This window comes from Caenimonas terrae (assembly GCF_042655405.1).
Lineage (GTDB): Bacteria > Pseudomonadota > Gammaproteobacteria > Burkholderiales > Burkholderiaceae_C > Ramlibacter > Ramlibacter terrae_A.
This window is the reverse complement of the sequence record NZ_JBHSMF010000010.1, coordinates 560,277-576,821: the sequence shown is the minus strand read 5'-3', so window position 1 is coordinate 576,821 and position 16,545 is coordinate 560,277. Positions and strand designations below refer to the sequence as shown.

Genomic DNA, 16,545 nt, shown 5'->3' with positions numbered 1-16,545 from the left:
CGCGTCCACAGGATGACGCCCGCGAGCGTGACCGGAGAACGACCCACCCTGGCCGGCGGCCGCGCCAACGAGGCATCGGCGCGGAAGCGAGGAAGGCAGAAGACATGGATCCCGGATCAAGTCAGGGATGACAGTAGAAGAGCCCGGGATGACGGAGGGCCGGCTGTCAGACGCCAGACGGATAGGTCTCCGGCGGCTCGACGTCGTGCCACACCGGGCCGTGGTCCAGCGGCTCGAGCGCGTTGGTGTCGTCGATGTGGATCAGGGCGTCGAACTGCTGCGACAGCCGCGTCATGAAGTAGTGGCTTTGCCGCTCGGTCTCGGGCCGGTAGATCACGCCGATGGCGCGCTGCAGCCGCTGCGGCGCGGCCAGCCGCTGCAGCTGCGCGTCCGCGCGCAGCGGCAGCATGAAGCGGCTGGCGCCGGCCTGGTGCAGCAGGTCTTCCCAGCTGCCGGCCAGGCCCGGGCGCACCCGCTTGCGCCGCGCCGGCTGGTCCCAGTCCGAGGCGGCCGTGACGGTGCCGTGGTGCGTGCTGAAGCCCACCAGCACCGCCTCCTCGTGGTAGCGGTCCCGCATCAGCTGGCCGACGTTCCATTCGCCGGCCTCGCCCATCTCGGTGGCGGCGGCGTCGCCCAGGTGCGAGTTGTGGGCCCACACCGCGATGCGCGGCAGCCCCTGCTCCGAGCCCAGGTGGCGGTCCAGCGCCTGCAGCGTCTCCACCATGTGGCTGTCGCGCAGGTTCCAGGACGAGACCCGGCCGCGGAACATGGTCCGGTAGTACTCCTCGGCGTTGCGCACCAGCCGCGCGTTCTGCTGCGCGAAGAAACTTTCGTCGCGCTCCATGCCGGGTGTCGACGGCAGGCGCGCGGCCCGCTCGTTCATGTCGCGCAGCTGCTGCACCACTTCGTCCTCGCAGCTACGGGCCAGCCCGAAGCCGGCGGAATAGCCGTAGGCCTGGCTGTCCTCGCGCGCATGGTCGAAGCAGGCGTAGCGCAGGCGCGCCCGGGCGGCGGCCTGCGGGTCGGTGCGGTCCAGGTATTCCAGCACCGCCTGGATCGAGGTGAACAGGCTGTACAGGTCGACGCCGTAGAAGCCCACCTGCTGCTGCGCCGGCCGGCCCTCGTTGTAACCGCGCAGCCATTCGACGAAATCGCGCACCTCGGTGTTGCGCCACATCCAGGCCGGAAAGCGCTGGAAGCCGGACAGGGCAGCCGCGGCGTCGGGATCGTCGGAGCGGCCGCGCACGTAGCGGTTGACCCGCCAGGCGTCGGGCCAGTCGGCCTCCACCGCGACCGCGGTGAAGCCCTTTTCGGTGATGAGCCGCCGGGTGATCGCGATCCGCTCGCGGTAGAACTCGCGCGTGCCGTGCGAGGCCTCGCCCAGCAGCGCGAAACGCGACGGCCCGATCAGCTGCAGCAGCGCGTCGTGGTCGCGCGCGTTGCCTCGCATCTCCACCATGCCGCGGCTCAGGCCATCGAGCAGGTCGCGGTTGGCCGGCATCGAATGCTGTGTGGCCATGCTTGTCGTCGCTCCTTCCTTGCTGTCAACCGGGGGTCGGCCGGGCCGGCGCTGCGATCGCGGTGCGGCGGCTCATGCCGCGTGCTCCATCGACAGGTGCGCCGCGAACCAGTCGCCGGCCAGCGCCGACACCTGTTCCAGCGTGCCCGGTTCCTCGAACAGGTGGGTGGCGCCCGGCACGACGGCCAGTTCCTTCTCGCACTGCATGACGCGCAAGGCCTGCTCGTTGAGGTCCAGCACCACGTCGTCCGCGCCGCCGACGATCAGCAGCGTCGGCGCCGTCACGGCCGCCAGCGCCACCGGCCCGGCCAGGTCGGGCCGGCCGCCGCGCGAGACCACCGCGCTGATGCGCGAACCCAGCCGGGCGGCGGCGATCAGCGCGGCGGCGCTGCCGGTGCTGGCGCCGAAGTAGCCGATGCGGGCGTGCTGCAGCTGCGGCTGGGACTGCGCCCACAGCGTGGCATCCTGCATGCGCCGCGTCAGCAGCGGGATGTCGAAGCGGTGTTCCCGTGTCTGCAGGTCCACGTGCTCCTCTTCCACCGTCAGCAGGTCGAACAGCAGGGTGGCGATGCCGCGCTGCTGCAGCCGCTGCGCCACCTGCCGGTTGCGGGCGCTGTGGCGGCCGCTGCCGCTGCCGTGGGCGAACAGCACCAGCCCCGAGAACGACTCCGGCAGGACGAGATCGCCGTACAGCCAGTGGTGGCCGGTGGGCAGGCGCACCTCGCTGCTGCTGGCAATTGCGGGAAAGGGCGTGTTCATGGCTGGGTCCTCCGGTTGAGGCTGCGCGCGGTGCGCGGCGGCGGCTGTCAGACACTTTCCCGTCGCGTGTAGGAAAGGGCGGGGGGCTCAGCGCCGGGCCGGGGCCGCCAGCCGGGGCGGCGCCGCGGAGAAGCCCTGCAACAGGGCCGCCAGCGCCGCCGGATCGGTCTGCTGCAGCTTTTCCAGCGCCAGCCGGGCGTCCTCCAGCTCGCTGGCCTGGTGGCGGCGCTTGACCTCCTCGACCTGCAGGTAGATGGCCTGGAGCCGCTCCAGCGATTCCTCGCCCTTGGCGCGGGAGACCGTGTCCTTGCCGGCCATCGACAGCAGCACCTCGCTGATCAGGCCGAGCTGGCGGCCGTAGGAGGCGATGTCGAAGGCCTCGCGCTCCACGTCGCCGTCGCCGTTGGCCCGGCCGGCCTGGCTGCCGATGTTGGAAAAGAAGTCCGGCGCGATGCGCTGGGCCACGCTGCCGCTGAACGGGAAATGGAACTGGGGCGCCCAGAACCAGAGCGATGGAATCATGGTCACTCCCTCGGGGCGCGCCGGCCCCGCAGGGAAACGATAGCGGCGAATCGGCGCGCTGTCATCTGGCGCTTGTCATCCCGGCCTTGAGCGGGGATCCAGACCGCGGAATGCAAATACCGTCGACCAGGAAAGCGCAGGCCGTGGCCCCAGCTTTCTTGTTCGACTGAATTTGATTGGCGTGCTGACGCCGGAGTGGCTAGCCGAGCTTCTTGACGAACACCATGCTCTTGCGGTCCCAGTTGTACTTGCGCTTGCGCGCCTCGGGCAGCCACTCGGGCTCCACCTGGACGAAGCCACGCTTGAGGAACCAGTGCATGGTGCGGGTGGTCAGCACGAAGATGCTCTCCAGCCCCATCGCGCGGGCGCGCTGCTCGATGCGCTTGAGGACCTTCTCGCCGTCGCCCTGGCCCTGGCTTTGCGGCGACACCGTCAGGGCCGCCATCTCGCCGGTCCTGGCTTCCGGATAGGGATAGAGCGCGGCGCAGGCGAAGATCACGCCGTCGTGCTCCACGATGGTGTAGTTGGCGATGTCGCGCTCGATTTCGGTGCGATCGCGCTTGACCAGGGTGCCGTCCCGCTCGAACGGCTCGATCAGCTGCAGGATGCCGCCGACGTCGTCGGCCCCGGCCTCGCGCAGGTTCTCCAGCTTCTCGTCGACCACCATGGTGCCGATGCCGTCGTGCACGTACACCTCCAGCAGCAGCGAGCCGTCCACCGAGAACGGGATGATGTGGCTGCGCTCGACGCCGGCCTTGCAGGCCTTGACGCAGTGCTGCAGGTAGAAGGCGGTGTCGGTCGGCTGCTGCGGGTTGGGCAGGCTGGCGATCAGCTGCTCGGCCTGCGCCAGCGGCAGCTCGGTGTCGATCGGGTTGTCGTCGCCTTCCGGCTCCAGCGGCTGGATGCGGATGCCCGGGATCTCCGCCAGGAAGATCAGCTTGTCGGCCTGCAGCGCGATCGCCACGCTGGTCGCCACTTCCTCCATGGTCAGGTTGAAGGCCTCGCCGGTGGGCGAGAAGCCGAACGGCGACAGCAGCACCATGGCGCCGAAGTCCAGCGTCCTGGAGATGCCCGCCACGTCCACCTTGCGCACCAGGCCCGAGTGCCGGAAGTCGACGCCATCGAGCACGCCGACCGGCCGGGCGGTGATGAAGTTGCCGGAAATCACCCGCACCGTGGACCCCGCCATCGGCGTGTTGGGCAGGCCCTGGCTGAAGGCGGCCTCGATCTCGTAGCGCAACTGGCCGGCCGCCTCCTGGGCGCTGTCCAGCGCCACTTCGTCGGTGATGCGCATGCCGTGCGAGTACTTCGAGGCCTGGCCCTTGGTGCGCAGCTGCTCGTTGACCTGCGGCCGGAAGCCGTGCACCAGCACGACCTTCACGCCCATGCTCTGGATCAGCGCCAGGTCCTGCGCGATGTGCGGCAGCTTGCCGGCCGCGATTCCTTCGCCGGGCAGGCCCACCACGAAGGTCTTGCCCCGGTGCATGTGGATGTAGGGGGCCACCGAGCGGAACCAGGGCACGAAGGTGAAGTTGAATACGGTGGACATCTGGGCGTCATCAGGATTGCGCAGCAGTGTAAGGGAAAGGCCCTAGCGCCCCCGTGGCTGTACAGGTATCGTCTGGCCAAATGAACACAGTGGCCGTTGGGTTCTGGGGCGCCTTCTTCGGATCCGCAGCGCTGATGCTGGCGGCTTCGTTGCTGGCATACCTGCAGACCCGCCACAAGGTGCCGCTGCGCGCGGCGCAGCTGGCCGTCGTGTCGGCCCTGTTCACGCTGGCCTACCTGGGCGGCCTGCCGATGCCGGACGGCGACGCCGAAAAGCGGGTGCTGGCCCATATCGCCGCCGTGTCGTTCGCCTTGCCGATCCTGCAGCTGCTGGCGTGGCTGGGCCTGACCCGCGGGCCCGAGCGCCGGCGCCTGGCGTCGATGGCCGTGTGGGGCCTGGCGGCGCTGGTGGTGCTGGTCGGCTGGATGCTGAGCGCGCGGCAGGCGCTGATGCTCAGCTCGCTGGTCATCGTGCTGATGGGGCTGGTGGCGCTGCCGCTCGCGGCCCGCAGCGCCCTGCTGGGCGACCGGCTGGCCTGGCTGGCCTTCGCCGGCATGTTCTTCGTGGACATCACCCTGGCCGGCCTGTCCTGGATCGCGCTGGAGGAAGTGACGGCCTGGCCGGTCCACGCCGTCAGCGCCATCGCCGGCACGGCTTTCCTGGCCACCTTCTCGGTGGCTGTGTGGGAGCGCTATTCCTACCTGCTGGAGTTGCGCCAGGTGATGGCCTACGGGCCGGCCTACGACCCGGTCACCCGGATGCGCTCGCACGCGGAGACCGGCCAGATGGTCGGCGCCGCCTTCGTCGCGGCCGGCGGCGAGGCGCGCCCGGTCGGCGTGATCGCGGTGTCGATCGGCAACCTGTACGCGCTGGAGCAGCTGCACGGCCGCGGCGCCGCCAACCATGCGCTGTTCGTCTGCGCCAGCCGGCTGCGCCGCATCGTGCCCGGCAACGTGGAGATGGGGCGCCTGGGCGAGGACGGCTTCCTGCTGGTCACCCGGGACACCGACGGCCCGCAGCGGCTGGTGGCGCTGGCGCGGCAGGTGGCGCAGCGGCTGGCGCGGCCGGTGTCGCTCAGCACCTCGGACCCGACGGCGGAAACGTCCGGCCGGGCCGGTTGGGTGGCCGACGTGGGGGTCGGCGTGCTGGCGGCGTCGGCGCCGGCGACCCGGCCCGCGAATGCCGTGACAATGGCACGGGACATGTCGCGCACGGCATGGAGCTATGGCAGCAGGATCGCGTGGTTCGACCGCGACCGGCGCGAGATCGCCGAACTGCCTCTTACCGACGGAAGGCGTTGATGGGATTGCTGGCGGCAGGTTTCTGGGGCGCATTCTTCTGCGCGGTGGCACTGATGCTGGCCGGCTCGCTGGCGGCGTTCTTCCGCTCGCTGCAGCGGGTGGCGCTGACGGCGGCGCTGTCCTCGCTGATCTCCGCGCTGTTCGTGGTCGCCTACCTGGGCTGGCTGCCGATGGACCGGGACCACCACGCACGCATGCTGGCCCATCTGGCCGTCGTCAGCGCCACCGCGCTGGGCCTGATGCTGATGGCCCTGCTGGGATGGCTGCGGCAGCCGCGCACCGCGCGCCGGATCCGGGTCTCGGTGCTGGCGGTGGCGGCGGCGACCCTGGCCGCCGGCTGGGCGCTGGAGCCGAAGGAGGCGCTGGCGCTGAGCTCGGTGATGGCCACGCTGGGCGGCCTGCTGGCGCTGGCAGTCTGCATCCGCAGTGCCCGGCGCGGCGACCGGCTGGCCTGGCTGGCGGTGTACGGGGTCTCCTTCATGCTGATCGCGCTGGTCGGCCTGAGCTGGATCGCGCTGGACCTCGAGGGCGTCCCCTGGTACGTGCATGCGGCCAGCGCCGTGGCCGGTGTCTGCTACCTCACGAGCATGGCGCTGTCGATGTGGGCCCGCTATTCCTACCTGATCGAACTGCGCGAGGTGATGGCGTACGGCCCCAGCTACGACCCGGTCACCCGGATGCGCTCGCATGCCGAGACCGGGCAGCTGGTGGGCCACCTGTTCCGCCACGTCGAGGGGGAGAGCCGGCCGGTGGGCGTGATCGCGATCTCGATCGCCAACCTGTACGCACTGGAGCAGCTGCACGGCCGCGGGGCGGTGAACCACGCGCTGTTCATCTGCGCCGGACGGCTGCGGCGCAGCGTGCCGGCGGACGTGGAGATGGGACGGCTGGGCGACGACGGCTTCCTGCTGCTCACGCGCAACTCGCAGGACCCGATGCGGCTGGTGGAGATCGCGCGCACGGTGGCCAGCCGGCTGCGCCGTCCGGTGTCGCTGGCCACCGCCGCCGACCCTTCCGCGCCGCAGGCCGGCCGCGCCACCTGGGCCGCCGAGGTCGGCGTCGGCGTGCTGGCGGCCGCCACGCCGCAGATGCGGCCCGCGGCGGCCGTCACCATGGCGCGCGACATGTCGCGCGCCGCCTGGAGCTTCGGCAGCCGCATCGCCTGGTTCGACCGCGATTCCCGTTCCATCGCCGAATTGCCGCTCACTGACCTGCGTTGAAAAGCCTGCCGGCCTGTGCCCAAGCCAAGCGCCCATAATTGAGGGCTTTGGGTATCGCACGCCTTGCCGCTGAACATCACATTTCCTGAATCGCTGCCGGTCTCGGAGCGGCGCGACGAGATCACGGCGGCGCTGCAGGCCAACCAGGTGGTGATCGTCTGCGGCGAAACCGGCTCGGGCAAGACCACCCAGCTGCCCAAGATCGCCCTGGCCATGGGCCGCGGCAAGCTCAACGCGCCGCCGGGGCAGGGCCGGCTGATCGGCCACACCCAGCCGCGCCGGATCGCCGCCTCCAGCGTCGCCAAGCGCATCGCCGAAGAACTCGAGACGCCGCTGGGCGAAGTGGTGGGCTACAAGGTGCGCTTCCAGGACCGGCTGTCGCGCGACGCTTCGGTCAAGCTGATGACCGACGGCATCCTGCTGGCCGAGACGCAGACCGACCCGCTGCTCAAGGCCTACGACACCATCATCATCGACGAGGCCCACGAGCGCTCGCTCAACATCGACTTCCTGCTCGGCTACCTGCGCCAGATCCTGCCGCGCCGGCCGGACCTGAAGATCATCGTGACCTCGGCCACCATCGACGCCGACCGCTTCGCGCAGCACTTCGCCTCGGCTCGCCCGGCGCCGGGCCGCCCCAAGCCGGGCGAAGCCCCCTCGGGGGGCAGCGACGACGCCAGGCGCGGAGCGTGGGGGCAGGAAATGATCCCTGCGCCGATCCTGTATGTGTCGGGCCGGATGTTCCCGGTGGAGCAGCGCTGGCGCCCGTTCGAGGAAACGCGCGACTACGACCTGAACAGCGCGATCGCCGACGCGGTGGACGAACTGTGGCAGGGCAACGCACCGGGCGACATCCTGGTCTTCCTGCCGGGCGAGCGCGAGATCCGGGAGGCCGCCGACCACCTGCGCAAGCACCTGGCCCACGACGTGATGACGCGCAACGCCGAAGTGCTGCCGCTGTTCGCGCGCCTGTCGCAGGCCGAGCAGGACCGCATCTTCGACAGCCACGGCGGCCGGCGCATCGTGCTGGCCACCAACGTGGCGGAGACCTCGCTGACCGTGCCCGGCATCCGCTACGTGATCGACAGCGGCACCGCGCGCATCAAGCGCTACAGCTTCCGCAGCAAGGTGGAGCAGCTGCTGGTGGAGGCGATCAGCCAGTCCTCGGCCAACCAGCGGGCCGGCCGCTGCGGCCGGGTGGCCGACGGCATCTGCATCCGGCTGTACGACGAGAAGGACTTCGCCGCGCGGCCGCGCTTCACCGACCCGGAGATCCTGCGCTCGTCGCTGGCCGGCGTCATCCTGCGCATGAAGTCGCTGCGCCTGGGCATGGTGGAGGACTTCCCGTTCCTGGAGCGGCCGCAGGGCAGGGCGATCGCCGACGGCTACCAGCTGCTCAACGAACTGGGCGCGGTCGACGACGCCAACGAGCTCACGCCGCTGGGCCAGGAGCTGGCGCGCCTGCCGCTGGACCCGCGGGTGGGCCGGATGATCATCGAGGGGCGCGAGCGCCAGGCGCTGGACGAGGTGCTGGTGATCGCCTCGGCACTGTCGGTGCAGGACGTGCGCGACCGGCCGATGGAGATGCAGACCCAGGCCGACCAGCAGCACGCCAAGTTCGACGACGAGAGGAGCGAGTTCTCGGGCTACCTCAAGCTGTGGCAGTGGATCCACGATGCCCGTGGCGGTCACGACAACGAGCACAAGCTGTCCAACCGCCAGTACGAGCAGCTGCTGCGCCAGAACTTCGTCAACATCCGCCGGGTGCGCGAATGGCGCGACATCCATTCGCAGCTGCACACCGTGGTGGCCGAACACAAGTGGAAGCTCAACACCCAGCCGGCCAGCTACGAGCAGCTGCACAAGGCGATGCTGTCGGGCCTGCTGGGCAACGTCGGCTGGAAGCTGGAAGAGGCGTCGAGCAACGCCGCCACCGGCGCGCGCGGCCCTTCGACGGGGCTCAGGACAGGCGGCGGCGAATACCTGGGCGCGCGCGGTATCAAGTTCTTCCCGCATCCGGGCGCCCACCTGAAAAAGAAGCCGGGCCGCTGGATCGTGGCGGCGGAACTGGTGGAGACCACGCGCCTGTTCGGCCGCGGCATCGCCAACATCGACCCGACCTGGATCGAGGAGGTGGCCGGCCACCTGCTGAAGAAGCAGGTGCTGGACCCGCACTGGGAGAAGAAGGCCGGCGACGTGATGGCGCTGGAGCGCGCCACGCTGTACGGGCTGGTGGTGTACAGCGGACGCCGGGTCGCCTTCGGCCCGATCGACATGCACGGCGCGCGCGAGATCTTCATCCGCGAGGCGCTGGTGGCCGGCCAGTGGGAAACCAAGCTGCCGTTCCTGGCCGCCAACCTCAAGCTGGTCAAGCAGGTGGAGGAACTGGAACACAAGTCGCGCCGGCAGGACGTGCTGGTGGACGACGAACTGATCTACGCCTTCTACGACCAGCAGCTGCCGCCGGACGTGTTCAGCGCGCACGGCTTCGAGCACTGGTACCGCGAGGCCAGCCGCGCCAACCCCAACCTGCTCAAGCTGTCGCGCGACGAGCTGATGCGGCACGAGGCCGCCGGCATCACCACCAACTCGTTTCCCAAGACCATCCGCCTGGGCGGCGTCGATTGCGCCGCGACCTACCTGCACGAGCCGGGCGACGCACGCGACGGACTGACGGTGGACGTGCCGCTGTTCGTGCTGAACCAGGTCAGCGACGACCGGGTCGACTGGCTGGTGCCCGGCATGCTCAAGGACAAGGTGCAGGCGCTGCTCAAGAGCCTGCCGCAGCGGCCGCGGTCGCGCTTCGTGCCGCTGCCGGAGTCGGCCACGAAGCTGGCGGCCATCCTTAGCGCTGACACGCACTGGGAGCGCGGCTCCTTGACCGACGCATTGCTCAAGATGGTGCGCGACCAGACCAGCCTGGACGTCAAGCGCGCCGACTTCAAGCTGGACATGGTGCCGGCCCACCTGTTCATGAACCTGCGGGTGGTCGACGAGCACGGCCGCCAGCTCGGGATGGGCCGCAACCTCGGCGCGCTGAAGGCGGAGCTCGGTGTGCAGGCGCGCGGCGCGTTCCAGGCGCTGGCCGGGATGAAGGCGCGGACGCTGGAGCAGGTCCCCGCCGCCGCTGCGGCCGGGAACCGGGGTGGGGCCGGTGGCGCCGCGCAGGGGCGTGCGCCGGCCAGCCTGCCCGCCCGCGCCGCAGGTGCGGAGCAGCGTTACACCGCATGGACCTTCGGCGAGCTGCCCGAGCTGATGGAGATCCGCAAGGGCGGCACCAGCCTGGTCGGCTTCCCGGCGCTGGTCGACCAGGGCGACGCGGTGGCGATCGAGGTGTTCGACGAGCCGGACGTCGCCGCGGCCAAGCACCGCGCCGGCCTGCGTCGCCTGTTCGCGCTGCAGCTGAAGGACGCGATCAAGTACCTGGAAAAGAACGTCCCCGAGCTGCAGAAGATGGCGGTGGCCTACATGTCGCTGGGCACGCAGGAAGAACTGCGCGACCAGATCATCGAGGTGGCGCTGGACCGCGCCTTCCTGCTCGACCCGCTGCCGACCGACGAAGCCGCGTTCAAGCGGCGCATCGAGGAAGGGCGCGGCCGCCTGACGCTGATCGCCAACGAGGTGGCGCGGCTGGCCGCCACCATCCTGCTGGAGTACGGCGCCGCGGTGCGCAAGATCAAGGACACCAGGATCCAGCCGGAAGCGACGGCCGATGCGCTGCAGCAGCTGCAGCGGCTGATGCCAAAACGCTTCCTGGCCGTGACGCCGTGGCCGCAGCTGCAGCACTTCGCACGCTATCTCAAGGCCGTCACGCTGCGCCTGGACAAGCTGCGCGCCGACCCGGCGCGCGACGCCTCCAGGCTGTCGGAACTGCGGCCGCAGGAGCAGCGCTACTGGCGGCTGGTGGCCGAACGCAAGGGCGCGGTGGACGAGCGCATGAGCGAATTCCGCTGGCTGCTGGAGGAGCTGAGGGTGAGCTTCTTCGCCCAGGAATTGCGCACTCCCCAGCCCGTCAGCGTCAAGCGGCTGGACAAGGTCTGGGCGCAGTTGAACAGCTAAGCGCGGCGGCCGCCTTTCAGTGCGCCGGCGAGGGCAGCGCCAGCGAAGCGCCCTGAGCGTGGCTGCCCACCCGGAACGCGTCGACCACGTTCTTGAGCCGCCCGGCCTGTTCCCGCATGCTGCCGGCCGCCGCCGCCGCTTCCTCCACCAGGGCGGAGTTCTGCTGCGTCATCTCGTCGAGCCGGTGGGCCGCGCTGTGCACCTCGCCGATGCTGACCGACTGGGCCGTCGCCGCGGTGCTGATCTCGCCGATCATCACCGTCACGCGCTGCACGCCGGAGACGATTTCCCCCATCGCCTTGCCGGCGTCCTGCACCAGCCGCGAGCCGCCTTCGACCTTGTCGGTTGAGGTGGCGATCAGCGCCTTGATCTCGCGGGCCGCCGTGGCCGAGCGGTGCGCCAGGGTGCGCACTTCACCCGCGACCACCGCGAAGCCGCGGCCCTGGTCGCCGGCACGCGCCGCCTCCACCGCTGCATTGAGCGCCAGGATGTTGGTCTGGAACGCAATGGCGTCGATGACGCCGATGATTTCGCTGATCTTGCGCGAGGCGACGGTGATCTCGTCCATGTTGGAAACCACCTGGGCCACAATGTCGCCGCCGCGGTGGGCGGCCTGGCTGGTGATGCCGGCCAGGCGGTTCGCTTCCTGCGCCGCCTCGGCGCTCTGCTGCACGCTGACGGTCAGCTGCGCGATCGACGATGCGGTGTGCTGCAGGTTGGACGCGGACGCTTCGGTGCGGGCGCTGAGGTTGGCGTTGCCGGCGGCGATCTCGGCCGAGGCCTCGGCGATCGACTCGCTGGCGGCACGGATCGTCCCCACCGTGTCGCGCAGCCGTCCCGCCATGGTGGCGATCGCGGCATTGAGCGAGCGGCCGTCGCGCTCGGCGGGCCGGCCCTCGAGCTGCAGGTCGCCGTCCGCGATCCTGCGGGTCAGCAGGTGGAGGGTGTCGGGCTCTTCGCCCAGCTCGCGCCAGACCGAGCGGATCACGACCTTCGACGCCAGCCCCAGCACCGCGAGCACGACGATCCCGATCGCCAGCGTCACCCACAGGCCGGAGCCGACGCCGGTGACCGCCTGCGCCTGCAGCGAATCGGTCAGCGCCACCGCCTGTGCCAGGTCGCGCCTGACCAGCGCGTCCAGCGCCGACTGCGCCGACTGCATGCGGCGCACGTCGTCGCCGGCGTCGGCATGGGTGAGCATCTTGCTGGCGGCGCCGAGCGCGGCCACGTGATAGCTGTCATAGGCGGCGAGCAGGTCGGCGGCCAGCTGCGACTTGCCGTCCAGCGCCCCAAGCGCCTGGACGACGCCGCGGGTGCGGTCGACGGCGGCCCGCACTTCCTTGAGCTTGTCGGCGTCGCCCTCGACCGCGGCCGATTGCAGCAGCAGCCGGAACTGCTCGATGCCCTGGTCGGCCAGGCGCAGCTGCTGCAGGGCCGGCGCCTCCACCTTGCTCAGGCGGTTGAGTGCCTGCAGCGTGCGGGCACCGACGTAGTAGCTGGCGGCAACGCCGACCACGAACACGAGAGCCGCCGCCAGCGGCAGCATCCAGATCTTGGTTCGGAACTTCACCGGTGCCTCCGCGCGGATTCAGTCAAGGGAGAGAACCACTTTCACCGTGGGATCGACAGCGGATTTCTCGATGTAGCCGACCGCCTTCGGATCGGCGGCCACCGCCTTCTTCACCGCGGCGGAGTCGGCCAGCTGGCGCGGCGCCTGCGCCTTGCCGCTGAACACCAGCCGGGCCCAGGTGGCCTTGACCTGGGCGACGTCGCGGCCGGTGGCCTTGCGGTAGAAGTCGGCATAGACGCCGGAGCCTTCGGGCTGGTCGACCGGCGCCAGCGACTGGCTCTTGCCCAGGAACAGGTCGGAGACCTGGTCCTTGCTCAGGGGGGTGGCGGATGCGGGGTTGGCGATCACGACCAGGTCGGCGGCGCCGGCGCAGGTGGCGACAAGTGCGAGGGCCGCGATGAATGGGGAACGCAGTTTCATGGCAGCCTCCTTCAGAACACGAAGTCCAGCGCGACGCTGAGCAGGTTGTAGCTGCTGCCGCGCACCAGCGCCGGCAGCGGATGCGCCAGCTGGCCGGCCGAGCCCGCGCCGTTCCTGACATGGTCGTATTGCAGCTTCAGCGCCGTGTTCTTCATGAAGTCCCAGCGCACGCCGGCCGAGACCGTGGTCTGGGAGCCGTTGAACTGGTTGTTCAGCAGCGCGTTCAGGCCGGCGTTGAGCGGCGCGGCGGGCGGGAGGGGAATGCCCGGCTCGTTGGCGACGCTGGACCTGGACCTGGCATAGGTGGCATACGGCGTGAAGCTGGCGAAGCGGTAGCCGCCCGTGAGGTACCACGAGCGGCTGTCCGTCAGGATGCCGGCGCCGCGGAAGTCGACCAGCTCCGCCATGGCGAACCACTGGCCGGGGTCGTAGCTGGCGGCCAGCGTGAAGGACGAGGTCTTCATGTCGGTGAGGCGGTATTTCTGGACGAGGGCGCCGGCCTGCGGCCCGATCGGCGCCGGCAGCGCGGAGAACTGCCCGATCGCGCCGAGCAGGGTGTCAACGTTGGCCAGCTGCATGTCCAGCTTGTTGGCCGTGTAGCCGGCGCGCAGCGTCAGGTCGCCGGACTGGACCGAATCGTTGATGCCCCAGCCGGCCTTGGACTTGACCTTGCCCGATTCCAGCCGCGCGGTCGCCGTGCCGTAGTAGGCCTGCAGCGTGTTGGTGAAGCTGCCGAACTGCTTGCGGTAGGACAGGTCGACGCCGTCGTTGCTGGTGATCGGGATCACGCCATAGACCTCGACCGGCGGGCGCACCCAGGGTTGCGCGTAGCCGACGAAGCGGGTGTCCGACACCAGGAACGACGGCGCGGCGATGCGGCCGGCGCGCAGGCTCAGCTCCGGTGTGGCCTGGAACTTGACGTTGGCCCACTCCACGTTCGGGCGGTAGTTGTTGTCGTAGGTGTGCTGCGAGACCACCTGCAGCACCGCGGACCAGCGGTCGCCGAACTTCGCGTCGACCTGGGCGCCCAGCTTGCTGTCGACGCCGAAGGCCCAGTCGCTGGTCGCGCCGGCGCCGTTCGGCTGGAAGATCGTGCCGACGAAGTCGGCGTTGTGCTCGCTCGAATGGGTGGCGGCCAGCGTGCCGAAGCCGCTGAACTTGATGTCGGGCGCGGTCTGCGCCTGGGCCGCGCCGGCCAGGCTGGCGGCGGTCAGGGCGAGGAGGAGGGGTCTCAGCGAAAGCGTCATAGTGGGGTTCTCTTGAAAGATAAACTTACTAAAGTTACAAGAGAATACAATTGACGTGGCAAAGCCGCACCCTGAAAAGTGGGGGCCTGCGCGCGACGACGCCCGCTTTCGTGCGCTTTTCCACAAAGCCGCGTCCGGGACGGTCGCGGAGCGGCCGGCGTCGTGGCGCCAGGGCAACAACTGGGCGGGAATCAGCTGGTCGAGAGCGCCTCGAGGCAGTGCCACGGCAGCTCGAAGCCGCGGTTGGCGTCCAGGATGGCGCGGGTGCGGATCAGCGGCGCCTGCGACTGCACGTTGCCGAAGATGGTGGCGAAGGCCACCTCGGCGGCGTCGCGGCCGGTGCCGATGCGCATGAAGCCCATCGGGATCGAGGTCCCGGACGGGTCGAAGATGTACCAGCGGCCGCCCAGGTACACCTCCACGTAGGCGTGGAAGTCTGGCGGACCCAGCGCCGGGTCGGCGCCGAAATCGGTGCCGGTGGCCATCCGCGCCGGGATGTTGACCGCCCGGCACAGGGCGATCATCAGGTGGGCGAAGTCGCGGCAGACGCCGACCTGCTCGATCAGCGTGTCGACGGCCGACGTGTTGGAGTTGCTGGTGTTGGACGTGAAGGTCACGTGCTTGCGCACCCACTCCTGGATCGCCAGCACCCGGCTGTGGCCCTGGCGCAGCTGGCCGAACTCGTTGATCGCGAACTTCACCAGCCGGTCCGACTGGCAGTAGCGCGACGGATAGATGTAGGCCATCACGTCCAGCGGCATCTGCCGCACCGGCACCTCGGCCAGGGTCGACGGATCGGCCCGGTGCTGGTTCAGGTCCACCGTTCCCGAGTAGGACACGGTGAGCGGGCCCTGTTCGGCGTGCAGCCGCATGAAGCGGTTGCCCGTCACCAGCTCGGTGCTCACCTCCGCCGCCACCGGCTGGCTCAGTGCCAGGTTCTCGTGCGAGATGGTCTGCCACGGCGTCTGGGCCGGGTGGATGTTGAAGATGAAGTCGGCGCCGTACGGATCGTTGACCTGGTAATACAAGTCGATTTGCAGTTCGAGTCGGATCATTGGGTATTGCTCATGGCCTGGCAGGCCGCGGATTGCGAGACGCAGAACTGCACGAACTGTTCCAGGCCCAGGGATTTGTCGAAAAAGGCGTCGGCGCCCGCCTGCCTCGCGAAGTCGGCAACCGGTGCCCGGCTGTAATTGGACAGCACCACCGCCTTCTGGTGCGGCTTGCGCCGGCGGCAGCGCCGCAGCACGTCGAAGCCGTGGCCCTCGCGCAGGAACAGGTCCACCACGGCCAGGTCCCAGCCGGCCGGGTGCCGCTCCAGCCACTCGCCGGCCTGCGCGCCGGTGGCAAACACCTCGACCAGCCGGGTGCCCGGAATCGCTTCCAGGATGCCCCCGATCTGCTTCTGGATCTCCATGCTGTCTTCCACCAGCAGTACCTTCATCACCGCGTGTCTCCGTTGTTCGAAACGATGCCCCGATGTTCTCAGCAGTTGACCGCGGCCGCTGTAGGAAGGCAGCGCCTCTGCACCATGGCGGACAAAAAAGAAGGGCGCCGAAGCGCCCCTGGGATGCCGGCAGCGGCCGCTAGCGGCGCAAGCCGCTGGCCGATGCGAGCGTGCCCGGCCGCGCCTGCGGCGCCCGGGGCTCACCCATCGCGCCGGCGCCGGGCAGGGCCTTGGCCGGCTGGGTGGCGATCCGGCACTGGCGCTCCGGATCGAGCGTGATGAAACCGCGGTTGGACGAGCCGACCACCTTGCTGATGCCTTCGTAGATGCTGCGCTGGTTGTTGCAAGCCATGTCTGGAACTCCTGTACTGCCGCAGGCTGCGCGCCTGCGGCCAGGAATTTGCATGCAGCGCCGGTTGCTGGCTGTCGGACAGCACCACACCGGCCTGTAGGAATGGCCTTCTGCCGGGCTGGTATGCCCCGGCCATTGCGAAGCCCGGTCAGGCGGCGGGAAGCGGCTTGGGCGCGCTGTCCAGCGGATCGTCGTCCACGTGGTTCTCGCCCATCTTGCGTTTGCGGATCATCGCCGCCAGGGCGGTCTGGGCGCCTTCGCCGCTGCCGCCGGCGCCGGCGGGTTGGGCCGGGTGCGAAGCGGGGATCGGGAGGATGGGGTCGCTCATTGGCCCTGCACTCCCGCTGCGTCGTCGGCCCCGCCGGTCTGGTGCCGGTGCTCCCGGCCCTGCGAAATCATGTGGGCCAGGGCGCTGGCGGCCCCGTGGCCGCTGTTGCCGCCTTCGGATTGTTCCGGGTGCTGCTGCGGCTCGCTGGAGCCGTGTTCTTCCTTCGTATCGTTCTGTCCGCCCATGGGGTCGCTCCTTTGTTTTGCCGTGCAGGCACAGGGGCCCGGCTTGGTGCAAGTCTGCGCAACCTCG

General features: G+C 69.8%; 15 protein-coding genes. 3 read left to right on the top strand and 12 right to left on the bottom strand.

Annotation, left to right across the window (positions count from 1 at the left end; all coding sequences use genetic code 11):
• Positions 1-166: 166 nt before the first annotated feature.
• The 4 genes from ACFPOE_RS21920 to argA all read right to left on the bottom strand — a co-directional run bounded on the left by ACFPOE_RS21920 (position 167) and on the right by argA (position 4,349).
• The gene (locus tag ACFPOE_RS21920; RefSeq protein ID WP_376852454.1) at positions 167-1,519 is read right to left on the bottom strand and encodes an erythromycin esterase family protein; all 1,353 of its coding nucleotides are present in this window, start codon (positions 1,517-1,519) and stop codon (positions 167-169) included.
• A gap of 72 nt (positions 1,520-1,591) precedes the next feature.
• A complete protein-coding gene (locus ACFPOE_RS21915; RefSeq protein WP_376852453.1) occupies positions 1,592-2,278 on the bottom strand; it encodes a dienelactone hydrolase family protein in 687 nt (228 codons plus the stop codon).
• Between the two features lie 87 nt (positions 2,279-2,365).
• On the bottom strand, positions 2,366-2,800 hold the full coding sequence (locus ACFPOE_RS21910; protein ID WP_376852452.1) for a hypothetical protein: 435 nt from the start codon (positions 2,798-2,800) through the stop codon (positions 2,366-2,368).
• Positions 2,801-2,999: 199 nt separating this feature from the next.
• Positions 3,000-4,349, bottom strand: a complete 1,350-nt coding sequence (gene argA, locus ACFPOE_RS21905) for an amino-acid N-acetyltransferase (protein ID WP_376852451.1) — start codon at positions 4,347-4,349, stop codon at positions 3,000-3,002.
• A gap of 80 nt (positions 4,350-4,429) precedes the next feature.
• Here argA and ACFPOE_RS21900 point away from each other — a divergent pair, with 80 nt between their 5' ends.
• The 3 genes from ACFPOE_RS21900 to hrpA all read left to right on the top strand — a co-directional run bounded on the left by ACFPOE_RS21900 (position 4,430) and on the right by hrpA (position 10,929).
• Entirely contained in the window at positions 4,430-5,650 is a 1,221-nt protein-coding gene (locus ACFPOE_RS21900; RefSeq protein WP_376852450.1) for a GGDEF domain-containing protein, read from the top strand.
• Positions 5,650-6,870, top strand: coding sequence for a diguanylate cyclase domain-containing protein (locus ACFPOE_RS21895; protein WP_376852449.1), 1,221 nt, complete (start codon positions 5,650-5,652; stop codon positions 6,868-6,870). Before ACFPOE_RS21900 ends, ACFPOE_RS21895 begins: the two co-directional genes overlap by 1 nt.
• A 69-nt stretch (positions 6,871-6,939) precedes the next feature.
• Positions 6,940-10,929, top strand: a complete 3,990-nt coding sequence (hrpA, locus tag ACFPOE_RS21890) for an ATP-dependent RNA helicase HrpA (RefSeq protein ID WP_376852468.1) — start codon at positions 6,940-6,942, stop codon at positions 10,927-10,929.
• A 16-nt stretch (positions 10,930-10,945) separates the two neighbouring features.
• Here the strand turns inward: hrpA and ACFPOE_RS21885 are convergent, their stop codons facing one another.
• The 8 genes from ACFPOE_RS21885 to ACFPOE_RS21850 form a co-directional block, all read right to left on the bottom strand.
• Positions 10,946-12,499, bottom strand: a complete 1,554-nt coding sequence (locus ACFPOE_RS21885; protein WP_376852448.1) for a methyl-accepting chemotaxis protein — start codon at positions 12,497-12,499, stop codon at positions 10,946-10,948.
• Positions 12,500-12,517: 18 nt separating this feature from the next.
• Positions 12,518-12,919 (bottom strand): hypothetical protein, encoded by a 402-nt coding sequence (locus ACFPOE_RS21880; RefSeq protein WP_376852447.1) that lies wholly within the window; start codon positions 12,917-12,919, stop codon positions 12,518-12,520.
• Between the two features lie 11 nt (positions 12,920-12,930).
• A complete protein-coding gene (locus ACFPOE_RS21875; protein WP_376852446.1) occupies positions 12,931-14,166 on the bottom strand; it encodes a porin in 1,236 nt (411 codons plus the stop codon).
• A gap of 191 nt (positions 14,167-14,357) precedes the next feature.
• Complete coding sequence (locus ACFPOE_RS21870) at positions 14,358-15,221, bottom strand: transglutaminase-like domain-containing protein (RefSeq protein WP_376852445.1); 864 nt, start codon at positions 15,219-15,221, stop codon at positions 14,358-14,360.
• Positions 15,218-15,610: a response regulator gene (locus tag ACFPOE_RS21865; protein ID WP_376852467.1), complete on the bottom strand. Its 393-nt coding sequence runs from the start codon at positions 15,608-15,610 to the stop codon at positions 15,218-15,220. The genes ACFPOE_RS21870 and ACFPOE_RS21865 overlap by 4 nt, the downstream gene beginning before the upstream one ends.
• A gap of 142 nt (positions 15,611-15,752) precedes the next feature.
• Positions 15,753-15,965 carry a hypothetical protein gene (locus ACFPOE_RS21860; RefSeq protein WP_376852444.1) on the bottom strand — a complete coding sequence of 71 codons (213 nt, stop codon included), beginning with the start codon at positions 15,963-15,965 and terminating at the stop codon, positions 15,753-15,755.
• Positions 15,966-16,113: 148 nt separating this feature from the next.
• Positions 16,114-16,293, bottom strand: a complete 180-nt coding sequence (locus tag ACFPOE_RS21855) for a hypothetical protein (RefSeq protein WP_376852443.1) — start codon at positions 16,291-16,293, stop codon at positions 16,114-16,116.
• Complete coding sequence (locus ACFPOE_RS21850; RefSeq protein ID WP_376852442.1) at positions 16,290-16,478, bottom strand: hypothetical protein; 189 nt, start codon at positions 16,476-16,478, stop codon at positions 16,290-16,292. Before ACFPOE_RS21850 ends, ACFPOE_RS21855 begins: the two co-directional genes overlap by 4 nt.
• Between the last annotated feature and the right edge of the window lie 67 nt (positions 16,479-16,545).

Coding starts and splice junctions, on each gene's coding strand:
- ACFPOE_RS21900 (WP_376852450.1), top strand. CDS start 4,430: ATGAACACAGTGGCCGTTGGGTTCTGGGGCGCCTTCTTCGGATCCGCA.
- ACFPOE_RS21875 (WP_376852446.1), bottom strand. CDS start 14,166: ATGACGCTTTCGCTGAGACCCCTCCTCCTCGCCCTGACCGCCGCCAGC.
- ACFPOE_RS21850 (WP_376852442.1), bottom strand. CDS start 16,478: ATGGGCGGACAGAACGATACGAAGGAAGAACACGGCTCCAGCGAGCCG.
- ACFPOE_RS21855 (WP_376852443.1), bottom strand. CDS start 16,293: ATGAGCGACCCCATCCTCCCGATCCCCGCTTCGCACCCGGCCCAACCC.
- ACFPOE_RS21870 (WP_376852445.1), bottom strand. CDS start 15,221: ATGATCCGACTCGAACTGCAAATCGACTTGTATTACCAGGTCAACGAT.
- ACFPOE_RS21895 (WP_376852449.1), top strand. CDS start 5,650: ATGGGATTGCTGGCGGCAGGTTTCTGGGGCGCATTCTTCTGCGCGGTG.
- ACFPOE_RS21860 (WP_376852444.1), bottom strand. CDS start 15,965: ATGGCTTGCAACAACCAGCGCAGCATCTACGAAGGCATCAGCAAGGTG.
- ACFPOE_RS21880 (WP_376852447.1), bottom strand. CDS start 12,919: ATGAAACTGCGTTCCCCATTCATCGCGGCCCTCGCACTTGTCGCCACC.
- argA (WP_376852451.1), bottom strand. CDS start 4,349: ATGTCCACCGTATTCAACTTCACCTTCGTGCCCTGGTTCCGCTCGGTG.
- ACFPOE_RS21865 (WP_376852467.1), bottom strand. CDS start 15,610: ATGAAGGTACTGCTGGTGGAAGACAGCATGGAGATCCAGAAGCAGATC.
- ACFPOE_RS21915 (WP_376852453.1), bottom strand. CDS start 2,278: ATGAACACGCCCTTTCCCGCAATTGCCAGCAGCAGCGAGGTGCGCCTG.
- ACFPOE_RS21920 (WP_376852454.1), bottom strand. CDS start 1,519: ATGGCCACACAGCATTCGATGCCGGCCAACCGCGACCTGCTCGATGGC.
- ACFPOE_RS21910 (WP_376852452.1), bottom strand. CDS start 2,800: ATGATTCCATCGCTCTGGTTCTGGGCGCCCCAGTTCCATTTCCCGTTC.